9 protein-coding genes are annotated in these 14,425 nt (G+C 69.6%); 6 read left to right on the forward strand and 3 right to left on the reverse strand.

Features of this window, described 5'->3' with window-relative positions:
- Positions 1 to 150 precede the first annotated feature (150 nt).
- Both ABT254_RS05505 and ABT254_RS05510 read left to right on the forward strand, forming a co-directional pair.
- Complete coding sequence (locus ABT254_RS05505) at positions 151 to 3,249, forward strand: RICIN domain-containing protein (RefSeq protein WP_351463856.1); 3,099 nt, start codon at positions 151 to 153, stop codon at positions 3,247 to 3,249.
- Between the two features lie 140 nt (positions 3,250 to 3,389).
- Positions 3,390 to 5,444 carry a family 43 glycosylhydrolase gene (locus ABT254_RS05510; RefSeq protein WP_351463859.1) on the forward strand — a complete coding sequence of 685 codons (2,055 nt, stop codon included), beginning with the start codon at positions 3,390 to 3,392 and terminating at the stop codon, positions 5,442 to 5,444.
- A gap of 391 nt (positions 5,445 to 5,835) precedes the next feature.
- Here the strand turns inward: ABT254_RS05510 and ABT254_RS05515 are convergent, their stop codons facing one another.
- Positions 5,836 to 6,405, reverse strand: a complete 570-nt coding sequence (locus tag ABT254_RS05515) for an Rv1733c family protein (protein WP_351463862.1) — start codon at positions 6,403 to 6,405, stop codon at positions 5,836 to 5,838.
- A gap of 316 nt (positions 6,406 to 6,721) precedes the next feature.
- Between ABT254_RS05515 and ABT254_RS05520 the strand changes: the two genes are divergently transcribed.
- The 3 genes from ABT254_RS05520 (at position 6,722) to ABT254_RS05530 (ending at position 9,773) form a co-directional block, all read left to right on the forward strand.
- Positions 6,722 to 7,723: an Acg family FMN-binding oxidoreductase gene (locus ABT254_RS05520; protein ID WP_351463865.1), complete on the forward strand. Its 1,002-nt coding sequence runs from the start codon at positions 6,722 to 6,724 to the stop codon at positions 7,721 to 7,723.
- 16 nt (positions 7,724 to 7,739) lie between these two features.
- A complete protein-coding gene (locus tag ABT254_RS05525) occupies positions 7,740 to 8,147 on the forward strand; it encodes a hypothetical protein (RefSeq protein WP_351463867.1) in 408 nt (135 codons plus the stop codon).
- Between the two features lie 213 nt (positions 8,148 to 8,360).
- Positions 8,361 to 9,773 (forward strand): DUF2252 domain-containing protein, encoded by a 1,413-nt coding sequence (locus ABT254_RS05530; protein ID WP_351463870.1) that lies wholly within the window; start codon positions 8,361 to 8,363, stop codon positions 9,771 to 9,773.
- A gap of 14 nt (positions 9,774 to 9,787) precedes the next feature.
- Here ABT254_RS05530 and ABT254_RS05535 read toward each other — a convergent pair whose 3' ends face one another.
- Positions 9,788 to 11,116: a cation:proton antiporter gene (locus ABT254_RS05535; RefSeq protein ID WP_351463873.1), complete on the reverse strand. Its 1,329-nt coding sequence runs from the start codon at positions 11,114 to 11,116 to the stop codon at positions 9,788 to 9,790.
- A gap of 39 nt (positions 11,117 to 11,155) precedes the next feature.
- Entirely contained in the window at positions 11,156 to 13,507 is a 2,352-nt protein-coding gene (locus ABT254_RS05540) for a sulfatase-like hydrolase/transferase (RefSeq protein WP_351463876.1), read from the reverse strand.
- Positions 13,508 to 13,667: 160 nt separating this feature from the next.
- On the opposite strand from ABT254_RS05540, the gene ABT254_RS05545 reads away from it, so the two are divergent.
- Positions 13,668 to 14,099 (forward strand): DUF7144 family membrane protein, encoded by a 432-nt coding sequence (locus ABT254_RS05545; RefSeq protein WP_351463879.1) that lies wholly within the window; start codon positions 13,668 to 13,670, stop codon positions 14,097 to 14,099.
- Positions 14,100 to 14,425: the final 326 nt, after the last annotated feature.

Below are 14,425 nucleotides of genomic sequence, written 5' to 3' on the forward strand. Positions count from 1 at the left end.
CGAAGTTGCGCCGCCCGCCGACGTCCCTGAGCCCGCCGGACGCTCAGGGATCGGGTAACGAGGAAGATCCGCGCAACCAGACAGACAACTCCGCAGGAGCCGACACATGAACGTTTTACCGACCGTCCGCACTGTCCGGAGGGGCAGACGATGAAGGCCGCAACCTCCATCATCCGCCGCCTGCCGGCAGCGTTCGCGACCGCGGTCTCCGCCGTCGTGCTGACCTCCCTCACGGCGCCCACCCCGGCTTCGGCCGCGACCCAGGCGACGTACTACGTCGCCCCCAACGGCGACGACGCCAACGCCGGGACGATTTCCGCACCGTTCAAGACCCTGCAGCACGCCCGGGACGTCGTGCGCACGGTGAACAACGACATGACCGGGGACATCAACGTCTTTCTCCGGGGCGGCACCTACCCGGTGAGCAGCACGATCGACTTCACCTCGGCCGATGCCGGCACCAACGGGCACCAGATCGTCTACGCCGCCTACCCGGGCGAGAAGCCCGTCCTGGACGGAGGCGTCGAGGTGTCCGGCTGGACCCAGCACAGCGGGAACATCTGGAAGGCCACCCTCAACCGGGACGACAAGCTCCGAGCCCTCTACGTCAACGGCAAGCGCGCCGAGATGGCCTCGAAGACGATCAACACGGCCGGATGCTACGGCACTTACACCGTCACGGCCGGCCAGGCCCCCTGGGCCTGGGAGTCGGGTTCGCAGTGCGACGGAGCCAAGTACAGCCTCTCCGACCTGCCGGCCATCGCGTCCAACCAGGACGACGTCGAGATCGTGTCGGCCACGACCTGGACCACGGCCATCGTGGGCGTCCGCCAGATCACCACGAGCTCGGACGGCGCCAACCGCGTGGCCCTGTTCCAGCAGCCGGGTGCGGCCATCGCCCAGGCACCGCCGTACGGGCCGTTCAGAGCCAGCGGCAGTCATACGTTCATGAACGCGTACGAATTCCTGGACAAGCCGGGCGAGTTCTACTTCGACAAGACGAAGCACACGCTGTACTACTACAAGTCAAGCTCCGAGGACATGACCACGGCGGACGTCTTCGCGCCGAACAACGTGTCCACCCTCCTCAAGATCGCCGGCACGTCGAGGACCGACCACGCGCGGAACATCACGTTCTCCGGGCTCACGGTCGAGCACTCCGACTGGAACCTGGTCAAGGTCGCGGGCTCCGTCTTCCGGCAGGGAACGCAGGGCAACGCCAGCTCGAACGTGTACGCCAGGAAGAACTTCCACGCGTACACCTACCGCAACGTCGACCTGCCGCCCGCGGCCGTCCAGATCGAGAGCGCCGACGGGATCGTCCTGCAGCGCAACACCGTGCAGCACACCGGCGCCGACGGCATCACCCTGGCCAACGACGTGACGGACTCTCAGCTGACCGGCAACGTCACGAACGACATCGCCGGGTCCGCCATCACCGTGGGACACCCCCAACACGTGTACATCGGTGACTACACCTCGACCAACAACGAGAAGTACCCGGTGAGCGTCGAGGGACTCTGCAAGAACATATCGATCACGGACAACTACCTCTACGACAGCGCGGTGCTGTTCCAGGGCTCCAGCCCGGTGTCGGCGTACTTCGTCGATTCCCTTTCCGTGCAGCACAACCGGATCGAGAAGTCCCCGTGGGCGGGCATCACGCTCGGCTGGGGCTGGTGGAACTTCGACGGTTCGACGAACTCGATCAATCCCGGGAACCCGACCACCACGGCGAAGAACAACACCGTCAAGTACAACGAGATCTTCGACACGATGCAGGTGCTCGGCGACTCCGCTCCCATCTACACGCTGGGCAGCCAGCCGGGAACGGAGATCAGCAACAACTACATCAAGGGCGTCCCGGCCGGCCACAAGTACGGCCTGCACCCCGATGAAGGCTCCGCCTTCATCAGCTACCACGACAACGTGTTCGACGTCGACCCCGGCCTGGCGTACACCGTCAACTCCGGCACCTGGGGCCGGCAGCACGACCTGACCATCACCAACAACTACGGCACCGTCAACAAGATCGCCGGCAGGAACGTCCCGAACAGCACGATCACGGATGTGAAGGGCTACGGGGACAACGTGTGGCCGTCGCAGGCGTACAGCATCGCTCTCAACGCCGGTCTGGAGGAGGCCTACAAGAACCTGCTGCCCGCCGCGGTCACGGCTGCGCAGGACTACGCGCTGCCCGCGAGCACGTTCGCCGGCACTGGCGTGATGACCATTCCGGTGCGCAGCCCCAAGGACGCGACCAGGACGCTGTGGCTGGCTCCCGCCGGTACGACGACGTTCGCCGCCGGTCCCACCATGACCAGCGCGAGTGGCACCGCGACCAGCATCCGCGTCCCGCAGACGGCGGGTGACTACCGGCTCTACGTCGTGGACGCCCAGGGCAACGCGTCCCCCGCGTCGAAGGCGCTGGTGCGCCAGCGCTGGAACCACGTCGACGACAAGGCCGCGGGCGTGACCTACTCCGGCACCTGGTCGAACTGGAACGACACGAAGGACATGAACGGGTCCGAGAAGTTCACGAACACCGCCGGCAACTACGCCGAGTTCTCGTTCACCGGCACGGGCGTCCGCTACCTCAGCATGACGCAGCCCAACATGGGCAAGGTGGACGTCTACATCGACGGCACCCTGGCCCAGGCGGGCATCGACGCCTACGCCGCGACGGTGACGAAGCAGGTGCCGCTGTTCGAGAAGACAAACCTGGCCGCGGGCCCGCACACGATCAAGGTGGTGTGCACGGGAACGAAGAACTCCGCCGCCTCCAGCACCGTCTGCGCGCTGGACGCGTTCGCCTCCATCCAGTTCCCCGCGAAGAACGCCAACTACAAGGTGGTCAACAAGGGCAGCAACAAGGCCGTCGATGTGTCAGGCGGATCCCTGACCGCCGGAGCCAACATCATCCAGTGGACAGACTCCGGAGCCGGGAACCAGAACTGGCGCTTCGTCCCGGTCGGTGACGGCAGCTACGAGATCGTCACCCGGAACAGTGCCCTGCTCATGGACGTCAGCGGCGCTTCCACCGCGGACGGCGCGTCCGTCATCCAGTCGTCCGACACCAACGCCGCGAACCAGCACTGGACACTGACCGCCAGCGGAAACGGCTACTACAAGATCAAGAACGTGAACAGCGACAAGGTGCTCGACGTGTCCTCGGGCGGCACTCAGCTCGTCCAGAACACGGACACGGGCGCCGACAGCCAGCTGTGGAAGGTCGTCGACGTCGACTGATCCGCCCGACGAAGGGGTGCGAGGAACGGTGCCGGCCGCCATAGCCGGACCGGTGCCGTCCCCGCGTACCTCCATCACCGCCCATTCGAATCGAGCAGTGCCACCTCACATGTGATGACGCCTACCACGGGACGGGACTTGTGGACATCACCAGACGACAACTCGGCCGACTCGCCGCGGTCGGCACCGGGGCACTCCTGCTCCCGGGCCTGCTGTCACCAGGCAGAGCCGCGGCAGCCGCACTGTCGGCAGGGAAGTGGGGCGACCAAGGCGACGGCACCTACGTCAACCCCATCCTCCCGGGCGACTTCAGCGACTGGGACTGCATCCGGGTCGGCAACGACTACTACGGCATCACCAGCACGTTCGGGTACTCGCCCGGCGTCGCTGTGCTGCACTCCAAGGACCTGGTCAACTGGCGCACGCTCGGCGGCGCGGTCGGTGACGTGACCCAGATCGGACCGGATCTGAACTGGGACCGGATGAACCGCTACGGCCGCGGCGTGTGGGCTGGCGCCATCCGCTTCCACGCGGGCCGGTACTGGGTGTACTTCAACACCCCCGACGAAGGCTTCTTCATGACCTCGGCCGCGTCACCGGAAGGGCCGTGGGACCCGCTGACGGCAGTGTGGCGGACCTCCGGCTGGGACGACCCGTGCCCGTTCTGGGACGACGACGGACAGGGCTACCTGATCACCTCGCACTACTCGGACGGCTACAAGATCAACCTGTTCAAGCTGTCCTCGGACGGCAAGTCGCTGGTCGGCTCACCCACGGTCATCCACCAGTCGTCGGGCAGCGAGGCCAACAAGCTGTACAAGATCAACGGCCTCTATTACCACCTGTACAGCGAGGTGAAGTCCGAGGGCCGGGTGCTGATGATGAACCGCGGCTCCAACCTCTACGGCCCCTACGAGACCAAACAGCTCGAACACGTCAACACCTCGGTGGACCGCGAGCCCAACCAGGGCGGGCTCGTGCAAACCCCGGACGGTGCCTGGTACTTCGTCACCCACCACGGCCACGGTGACTGGGAGGGACGCGTGCTGTCCCTGCTGCCCGTGACCTGGATCGACGGCTGGCCCATCCTGGGCCAGGTCGGCACGGACGGCATCGGCACCATGGTGTGGACCGGCCAGGTCCCCGCCGGCGGCACCCCCGGTCTGCCGGTCGACGCGCTTCCCTCCGTGGTGACCAGCGACCTGTTCACCGACACCCGCCTCAAGCCCCAGTGGGAGTGGTACTACCAACCCCGCGCGGACCACTGGTCCCTGACCGAACGCCCCGGCTACCTCCGGCTGAAGGCGTTCGCCCCGCTGGCGACCGACAACCTGACCAAGGTCGGCAACACCCTCACCCAGCGGGTGCTGCGCACGGCGGGCGGCGCGACGGTGACCATCCGCCTCGAACTGGCCGGCCTCGCCGACGGCCAGCACGCCGGACTGTGCCACTACGCCGCCACCTACGCCGGGTTGGGCGTCCGCCGTTCCGGGAGCACCACCACGATCGCGCACAACGCCGGCGGCACCCTCACCAACGGCCCGGTCGTCACGCAGAACGCCGTGTGGCTACGCACCACCTGGGACGTCAACGGCGTCAGCCAGTTCTCCTACAGCCTCGACGGCAGCGCGTTCACCTCCTTCGGCGGCACCTACCAGCTCACCTGGGGCGGATACCGCGGCGACCGGATCGGCCTGTACACCTACAACCCCAACAACACCGGCTACGTCGACGTCGACTCCGTGCAGTACACCATCGCCCCCACCAGGGCCTACACATGCGTCAGCGTGCGCAGCGGCAAGGTCGCCGACGTCTCCGGTGGAGCGACCGCGGACGGCGCCGGCCTGATCCAGTGGCCCGACAACGGCGCAGCGAACCAGCAGTGGACCTTCCAGTCCACAGCGGACGGCTACCACACCATCACCTGCGTCCGCAGCGGCAAGGTCCTCGACGTATCAGGCTCCTCGACCGCGGACGGCGCGCGGATCGTCCAGACGACCGCGGACGGCCGCACCAGCCAGCAATGGCAACTGCGCCCGCTGACCGGGGGCGCGTTCGTCGTGGTCAACCGCAACAGCGGCAAGGTTCTCGACGTCAACGCAGGCAGCACGGCCGACGGTGCCGTGCTGATCCAGTACTCCGACAGGGGCAGCACCAACCAGCAATGGACCTTCCAACGCGTCACCGGACAGTAGGCCTGGTCAGGCTCACTTGCGGGTGGCGTGTCCGCCCTGCGCAAGCTGATCACCACCACCATGCCGAACGAGGAGGCCGAGCAGCTGGTCAGCATCGTAGAGTTCGGTGTCGCACGAGCAGCTCGTTGCGATGCTCGTCGACCGGCGGGGACCGTGGGCTGACGGATTGTTCAACCCTGTAAAGGCCGTGCTGCCTCGATCAACAGCTAGGGGGCCTCGCTCGTTGCGCGCTGGTCTCCTTTGCGCGGAATGGCGCTCCTCCTGTCCGTGTTCGCCTGACAGCCAATGAGCGGTGTGCATCGTGAAGGTGCACACCGCTCGAACGCATCCTCGCCGGCCCCTCACCCACTACACCCCCAAACTCCGGCCACCCCGGCACCGACACGGCCGATCAGCCCGTCTTGTGCCCCCACCGCGGGCCGATCACGTCCCACTCCCTGCCCCACCTCTCGATGCGCCGCCGGTCCAGCCGCCAGCGAGCGGCACCCGCGGCCCCGAACGCGATGCCGGTCACGGCGAGCGCCGATGCGGATCCCAGGAGCCCCGCTTCCACGGCCGCATCCGTGCGGCTCGGCGGTCGGGTGGTGAGGCTTCCCCGCGTGTCGGTCCAGAGCACCGTCGTGGATCCGGCCTTGAGTCCGCCGTCCACCAGCGTCCTGCCGGTCCGGGTGGATCCGTCCCTTGCGGTCCAGCGGACCTGGGCAAACGCCCGGTAGCTCGTCGCCTCCGCGGGTGGGGTGTCCGTGAGCAGCACAGCCCTCACGGGGGTGCGCTCGGCGCGCTGCTGCATGAAGGCGTCGTCGGCGGCCCGGGCCGTCAGCACACCGGCGAGCGTTCCGCCCACGGTCACGAGCGTCCAGAGGGCAAGCCCTAGCCAGGCCTCGAGAACATCGTCGCGCCTGCGCAGCGGGTTGGGCCGCCACCGCCACAGCCACCTCTTGGTCCGGCTGCAGGTCCGCATCGGTCCGCACCTCCTCGTCGTCACTTCGAGCAAGGTGACAGCCGGGCGCGTGTCGTGGCATGGGCCTGGCAGAGGGAGTCGTGGGGCCGACCGGGACCAATCTTTTGGCACGGAGGGGCCCTTCAGCCCTGCCGTCGCCCGCCGGCCCGCAGCAGCCGTCCGCCCGGGGCGAGCGCCCCACCCCCCACTGCCGTCGTCGTCGGTGGCCTGACCGGCCACCCGCCGGGGACCATCGGCCCCTCACGCGAGAGGCCGCCGGGCGCCCACCCTCGTAGGACAACCACCTGTTCCGAAACCCGTGCGGGAGGAGGGCACCATGCCATCCGTGCCTCTCGACGCCGCGACCCTGGAAGCCTGCGTGGCGGCCGCCGTGGCCGCGCCCTCATTCTTCAACACGCAGCCCTGGCGCTTCAGGCTGGACCCCGACACCGTCGCCTTCGAGGTGCGCGTGGACCCGCAGCGCGGCCTGCGGCATGCCGATCCGGCCGGCCGTGCGCTGCATCTGTCCGTGGGTGCGTCCGTCTTCAACCTCCGCGTCGCGGTGTCCCACTTCGGCTGGGCACCCGTCGTGCGGCTGCTGCCCCGCCCCGACGAGCCCGACCTGCTCGCCGTCGTCCGGCCCACCGGAGCCAAGGGCGGGCACGGCACGGAACACCGCGGCGACCTCTACCCGGCGATCTGGCGCAGGCACAGCAGCCGCTTCCCGTTCTCCGCGAGGTCCCTGCCGCCGCAGGCACGCGCCGAACTCGCCGAGGCCGCCCACGCGGAAGGCGCCTCACTGATCTTTCCCGAGGACGCCGAGACGGTCCGGCTGTTGCGAGTGACCGCCGAGGCCGAGCGGCGCAACCACGCCGACGCCGAGCGCGGCACGGAGAGCCGTCGCTGGGTGCACCGGGACCCGGGCGCCCCGTTCGACGTCGGCCTTCCGCGCACCGCACTGGGCCCGCAGGACGCCCGCGAACGCATCCCCATGCGGGACTTCACCGCCGCACGCCACCCCGAGCGGTTGCCCGCCCAGGACTTCGAGACCGCCCCTGCCATCGCCCTGCTGAGGACCGAGCACGACCGTCGTACGGACTGGCTGCGGGCGGGGGAGGCGCTCGAACACGTCCTGCTCGTGGCCACCGCCCTGGGGCTGCGCGCGTCACTGCTGCACCAGCCCATGGAATGGCCCGACCTGCGCCGCGCCCTCAGCCAGGAACCGCACCACACCGGTCACGCCCAGATGCTGATCCGACTCGGCTACGGCCCGGAGGGCCCGGCCGGCCCGCGTCGTGCCCAGCCCGTCGTGCTGGACGAGCAGCTGCCGTCCGGCTAGCCGTCCCCGCCGAGGGGTGGCCGCGGTCAGCCTGCCGCGGCCGGCACGGCGTGCGAGGGCCGGTCGGCGCAGGGCCGGCCAGTCCGTCGGCGGATTCGCCCAGGGCGCTCCCGGCCGGCCGCCGGGGGACGCGAACGCGCAGCGAGCCGGGCGCGATGCGGCAGACGACCGGGGTGGTCAGCAGGAGGGCATCGCCGTCGACGCCGACCGCGATCCCCGGGGCATCGGCGTCGACGACCACCTGGTCTGCGGTCAGCGTGGTGAGTCTGCGGGAGTGCGGGCCGCGCGGCAGATCGGCCGCCCGGGCCACATTGTCGACCTGGACCCCGAGGACGCGGAGCGGGCCCGAATCCAGCCGGGTGCGGCGACCGAGGCCGTCCCGTCCAGCGACTCGCACCAGATCCGCCCCCTCGGCCACGGCTAGCCGGAGGAGTTCGGTTCTCCGCCAGGTGGAACCTGCCGACCTTTCCATCGCCGGAGGCTGCTGCGGTCGCGACCCCGCAGGCCGGCCGTCCGAGTCGGGTCCCCGGTGCTGCGCACGGAGGGATCACCTCGGCGGTCACGGCCGCACATCACCTGTCCGGGGTGATCCCAGGCGGGCACCGAGCCGCGACGATGCGAGAAAGGAGGGACGGTCATGATCACGATGAACGAGACACCTGCGTCCCCGTCCGAGCGTGCGGCCCTGGGAAAGGCTTCGCGGGCCGTGCTGCCGCGTTCCGCCCATGCCGTTTTCGAGCCGGACGCCAAGCGGCCCGATCCCGTCGACATCATCGAGCGGCAGTCCGCAGCCCGGGTCCCGGAACTCGTCCCGATCCGATACGGCCGCATGCTCGAGTCGCCGTTCCGCTTCTACCGTGGGGCGGCGGCGATCATGGCGTCCGATCTGGGGGCGTCCCCGCACACCGGGCTCATGGCACAACTGTGCGGTGACGCCCATCTGCTGAACTTCCGGCTGCTCGCCTCCCCCGAGCGGCATCTGGTCTTCGACATCAACGACTTCGACGAGACCCTGCCGGGCCCCTTCGAGTGGGACGTCAAACGGCTCGCCGCGAGCCTGGTGATCGCCGGTCGCGCCAACTCGTTCCCGGCCTCGGACTGCGCCACGGTCGTGCGCGAGAGTGTCCGGGCCTACCGCGAGCGGATGCGGGAGTTCGCGGGGATGCGCACCCTCGACATCTGGTACGCCCGCGACGACGCCGCCCAGGTCGAAGCGATCCTGTCCGTGCGGCTGAGCCGCAGCGAGCGCCGGCGCGTCGACACCGCATCGGCCAAAGCACGCACCCGCACCAGTCTGCAGGCCGCCGGGAAGCTGACCCGGCTGGTCGACGGCGCACCCCGGCTCATCTCCGACCCCCCGCTCATCACCCCCCTCGACGAACTGCTGCCCGGCACCGAGGGCGACGATCTGCAACGGACCCTGCGTGCCCTGGTCGCCGACTACGCGCGCACCCTGTCTTCGGAACGGCAGCACCTCCTGAGCCGGTTCCACGTGGTCGACATGGCTCGCAAGGTGGTCGGCGTCGGCAGCGTGGGCACCCGCTGCTGGATCATTCTGCTGCTGGGTCGCGACGACGAGGACCCGCTGCTGTTGCAGGCCAAGGAGGCAGGCAACTCGGTCCTCGCTCCGTACAGCGGCGCGAGCGCGTACGAGAACCAGGGCGAGCGGGTGGTGGCAGGGCAGCGGCTGATGCAGGCCGCCAGTGACATCTTCCTCGGCTGGAAGCACATGACGGGTATCGACGGCCGCGAACGCGACTTCTATGTACGGCAGTTGCGGGACTGGAAGGGCATCGCCCGGCCGGAGACCATGGATCCCGCGGCCCTGGCGCTCTTCGGCCGGCTGTGCGGCGCCTCACTGGCACGTGCCCATGCCCGCTCCGGCGATCCGATCGCCATCGCCGCCTATCTCGGCGGTGGCGACACCTTCGACCGGGCCCTGGCTCGCTTCGCGCAGGCCTACGCCGATCAGAACGAGCGCGATCACCAGGCGCTGGCCGATGCGGTGGCCGCCGGACACGTGTCCGCGAGGACCGACCTCACCGCGTAGACGAGGACCGGACCTCACCGCGTAGAAGCGGGTCCGGACCGCGTAGAAGATTGTCCGGCAGACAGAGCAGGGCTCTGCGGCACCGCGCCGCCCTCACGCAGCTGCCGCCCGGCGCTCGTCCGCCGGTACCAGGCGCCGTACCGCTCGGCCAGTGCCACGGACGAGACGCCGTGCAGCAGGACGCTGAGTCCAACGGTCACGGCGAACACCCGGCCCATCGTTTCCGTTCCCGGCACGTGTTCCTCCACCACGAGCAGGGCCAGCACGACCGAGGCGAGCCCCCGTGGCCCGAACCATCCGATGTATGCGACCGTCGGCGGACGCAGCCCGCTGCCGATCAACGAGAGCGCCACGGGGAGCATCCTCACGACGGTCAGGCTGAGCACGGCGTACAGCACGATCTTCCACGTCAGCTGCTGCAGTGCGGGTCCCAGCAGCACCGCACCGAAGAGCATCAGGCTGACGGACGCCAGCAGCCCTCCGAGGTCCTCGGCGAACTCGGATGTGCGGTCCTCGCTCTCCGGCTCGCTGTCGGAGGGGGCGGGGAAGCGCCGAAGGGCGTATCCGAAGGCGAACCCGGCGACCCAGGCCGCGATGAAGCCGCTGCCGTCGGTGATCACGGCCAGTTCGTACGAGGCTGCGGCAACGGCGAGGACATGGACCTGTCGCCACTCCATGGTGACCCACCCTCGGGCGCGGGCGGCCTGCAGCAGCCACCCGCCGCAGCCGCCGACCAGCAGGCCCAGGGCGCTGCTGAGCAGCAGGGCCCGCCAGAAGGTCCCCGCCACGCCCTCGTGCGCGTAGGACGTGCCGGGGATGGCCGCGAGGAAGACGACGAAGAACGGCAGCACCATGCCGTCGTTGAGGCCGCTCTCGACATTGAGACCCTCGCGAACGAGCGCCGGCACCCGCGGATCGGACATGGCGCTCTTGCCCAGAGCGGCGTCGGTGGGGGCGAGGATCGCACCCACCAGGGCCAGCTCCCAAGCGGTCAGCCCCGGCAGCAGCGGCCAGGCCAGCAGCCAGCCGGCCGCGATGCTCAGCGGCAGCCCGATGCCCAGCAGCCGGCCGGGCAGGAAGCCGCCCGTGGCCAGGTCGCGTCGCCGTACGGTCATGGCGTCGGTGAACAGCACCAGGGTCAGTGCGGCTTCCAGCAGGACCGTCAGGGCCGCGGAGTCGTGTTCGACGCCGACGATGTCGAGGACGGCGGGGCCGATGAGGATGCCGCTTCCCGTGAACACGATCGCCGACGAGACGGGCGTGGTCGACAGCCGACGCGATCCGAGGGCATACGCGCCGATGACGCCCGCCACGGCCACCACGGTCCAGGCGCCGCTGCTCATCGCGCCGACCTCCCTCCGGCTGCCGTTGCGTTCCCCCCGTCAGTCGCGCATGAAGGCGCCGGCGGCCTCCTTCTCCAGATCGGCGAAGGGCTGACCGCTGACGTCGACCAGCACACGGCGGATCGTGCCGCCCAGGAAGTGGAAGGGCGGGTCGTAGTCGGCGGAGACGGCCTGGCCGCTGTCGCGGCCCACGCACAGGCCCTCGCCGTCGCAGGCGAACATGCCGGGCTGGGTCCTGATCCGGATTGCTCCGACCTCACGGTCGTCGACGCGCAGGGTCAGGGTCCCGACCGTGAGGCCGTTGTCCTTGCGGTCGTCGGCGCGGAAGTCGGCCGACAGGATGTGGTCGCCGACGGGCACCCGGCCGGGCGAGGCGACCTTCTGCTCCATCCGGCCCAGCCAGTTGTAGACGTAGTGCAGCCGTCCGTCGAGGAGGTAGAGGCTGTGTCCGCCGAACCGGCCGCCGTGCGCGAACAGCACACCGCGGGCCTCCGGGGTGTCGAGGCGGACGTCGGCGGCGAGGGCGTAGGACCGGCCGCGGATGTTGACCGCCACCGACTCGGGCACGTCGGCGCAGTCGGGGTAGTACACGTACTGGTCGCGGGGCTCGGAGAGCTGGGGCCGTGGCGTGCTGAAGATCTCGATCGCCGTCCGGTCGTCCAGCGGCAGCCCGCCCAGGCGTTCGGCCTCCCGCGCCCACAGCCGCTTGAGTTCCTCCAGCTTCTGCGGGTGCTCGGCCGCCAGGTCGCGGGCCTCGGCGCGGTCCTCCCGCAGGTGGTACAGCTCCCAGGTGTCGTCGTCGAAGCCGCTCCAGCCGGACGGCGCCGGCGGATGCAGCGCCGACGCGTGCCAGCCGTCGTGCCAGATGCCGCGGGTGCCCAGCATGACGTAGAACTGCGTGTCCCGGGGGTCGGGTGCCTCGGGGTCCTCCAGGACGCCGCGCAGACTCGCGCCCTGCAGCGGGGTCTGCCGGTAGCCCTTGACCGTCTCGGGCGGGTCGACACCGAGCAGGTCGTACAGGGTCGGCACGATGTCGATGGCATGCGTGTACTGGTGCCGTATGCCGCCCGCGGCCCCGATGCCGGCCGGCCAGGACAGGAACATCGGGTCCGCGACGCCGCCCTCGTAGGAGGCCCACCGTTTCCAGTACTTGAAGGGAGTGTCGAAGGCCCAGGCCCACCCCGTCGGGTAGTGGTTGTAGGTCTTGGGGCTGCCCAGGTCCTCCAGGTGGCGGAGGTTGTCCGCCATGTCGTCGGGCACGCCGTTGAAGAAGTTGTTCTCGTTCAGGGAGCCGTTCGGTCCGCCCTCGCCGCTTGCTCCGTTGTCGGACACCACCACCGTGATGGTGTTGTCGAGCTGCCCCGACTCCGCCAAGTAGTCCAGGACACAGCCGAGTTGGGCGTCGGTGTAGGAGACGAACCCGGCGAAGACCTCCGCCATGCGGGCGAACAGGCGCCGCTCGTCCTCGGTCAGGGTCTGCCAGGGGCGGACGAACTCGCCCGCCGGCCACGGCGCCCCGCCGGGCCCGAGCGCATACGGCTCGCCGTGCGGATTGATCGGGGTGAGCTCGGTCCCCTCGGGCATGACCCCCAGCTCGATCTCACGCCGCAGGGCCAGCTCGCGGTAGACCTCGTAGCCGTCGTCGAAGACGCCCCGGTACTGGTCGGCCCACTCGCGCGGGACGTGGTGCGGGGCGTGTCCGGCGCCGGGGCACAGGTAGGTGAACCACGGCTTGTCCGGGGCGATGACCTTGGCGTCGCGGATGAACTCGATCGCCCGGTCGGCCAGGTCCTTCGACAGGTGGTAGCCCTGGTCCGGGGTCTGCTGCACCTCGTGCGGGTGGTTGTCGTACACCAGGTCCGGGTAGTACTGGTCGCTCTCGCCGCCGAGGAAGCCGTAGAACCTCTCGAAGCCGCGGGAGAGCGGCCAGTGGCGCTTGGAGGAGGCCATGTTCGCCTCTTCCGACGGGCACAGATGCCATTTGCCGACGCAGTAGGTGTTCCAGCCGCGCTCCACCAGCACCTCGGCGATGTTGGCGTTCTCCATCGGGATGCGCCCGTTGCTGTTGGGGAACCCGTTGGTGACCTCGGTGACGCAGGCCATGCCGTTGCTGGTGGCGTTCCGGCCGGTCATCAGGCACGACCGGGTGGGCGAGCACAGGGCGGTGGTGTGGAAGTTCGTGAAGCGCACACCGGCGTCCGCGATACGGCGCATCGCCGGGGCCCTGACCAGGCCGCCGAAGAAGTCGAAGGTTCCGAAGCCCACATCGTCCCAGACGATGTAGAGGACGTTGGGCGCGCCGTCCGGTACCTGCGGCTGTCGGTACGGCTCCCAGTCGGGCACCGAGTCGCGGATGTCCTGCGCGATCCTCCCCCGGAACTCAGCAGCCATGTCAGCCTCCTCCCGGCTGGTGGGAGTGCCCTCCCAGCACAGCAGGTGGGTGACCGGCGCGACCTCACCCTCTCCGGGTGATCACGGCGCGGCGGGTCTCGGGGAGGCTCGATGGTGAACGGCTGCGCGCAGCAGCCCCCGTGAGGAATGGAGGCCGGCCATGGCCAGCACCGTTACTCCTCGTCGCCATTCGGCGGGCACAATGGCCGCCGCTTCCGGCCTTACCGTGTTCGCCGCGGTGTTGCTGATGATCGCCGGTGTCCTCGACATCTTCCGCGGCATCATGGCGATCGCCAATGACGACGTCTTCGTCAACACCCCGAACTACGTCTTCAAGTTCGACCTGACCAGCTGGGGCTGGATCCACCTGGCCCTCGGGGTGGTCGGGGTGATCGTGAGCCTCGGCCTGTTCACCGCGGCCACCTGGGCCAGGGTCGGGGGTGTGGCCATAGCCTCGCTGCTGATCATCGCCAACTTCCTGTCCGTCCCCTACTACCCGATGTGGTCGCTGACGCTGATCGCGATGTACGCGTTCATCATCTGGGGGCTGTGCGTCGTGCGGCGCGACGACGTCACCGATCAGCGGATGTGAGGCGCCCTCACCCGGCGCGGGTGATCACGGGCCCGGCGGCCGTCCGACACCCGACGGCGCAGGTGAATCGTGGCGGCCATCGGGGACGCGGTGGGCGCTCGGCCGGCCCCTGGCGCCCTTGGTCCAGGGTCTCCCGTTCGTAGCGGGACGGCAGCCGGCTGATGCGGATCCTGTTGGCCTGCGGTTCCGTGCCGGCGGGGTGGTGTGCCTGCGCCACCCGCTGCTGTCGGGGCCGGTGACGGTGTACATCGCGATCGCGGACCGGGGCCGGGCCCACCACGGCCTAACCTTCGCCGCGGGGACCTTCGGTGTCGTCCCCGGCATCG

Origin of the sequence: Streptomyces sp. NPDC001137, assembly GCF_040298885.1 — a bacterium.
GTDB lineage: Bacteria > Actinomycetota > Actinomycetes > Streptomycetales > Streptomycetaceae > Streptomyces.

Bases quoted from the DNA above. Each gene is read 5' to 3' on its own strand.
- ABT254_RS05505 (WP_351463856.1), top strand. From the start codon at position 151: ATGAAGGCCGCAACCTCCATCATCCGCCGCCTGCCGGCAGCGTTCGCG.
- ABT254_RS05515 (WP_351463862.1), bottom strand. From the start codon at position 6,405: ATGCGGACCTGCAGCCGGACCAAGAGGTGGCTGTGGCGGTGGCGGCCC.
- ABT254_RS05520 (WP_351463865.1), top strand. From the start codon at position 6,722: ATGCCATCCGTGCCTCTCGACGCCGCGACCCTGGAAGCCTGCGTGGCG.
- ABT254_RS05530 (WP_351463870.1), top strand. From the start codon at position 8,361: ATGATCACGATGAACGAGACACCTGCGTCCCCGTCCGAGCGTGCGGCC.
- ABT254_RS05535 (WP_351463873.1), bottom strand. From the start codon at position 11,116: ATGAGCAGCGGCGCCTGGACCGTGGTGGCCGTGGCGGGCGTCATCGGC.
- ABT254_RS05540 (WP_351463876.1), bottom strand. From the start codon at position 13,507: ATGGCTGCTGAGTTCCGGGGGAGGATCGCGCAGGACATCCGCGACTCG.
- ABT254_RS05545 (WP_351463879.1), top strand. From the start codon at position 13,668: ATGGCCAGCACCGTTACTCCTCGTCGCCATTCGGCGGGCACAATGGCC.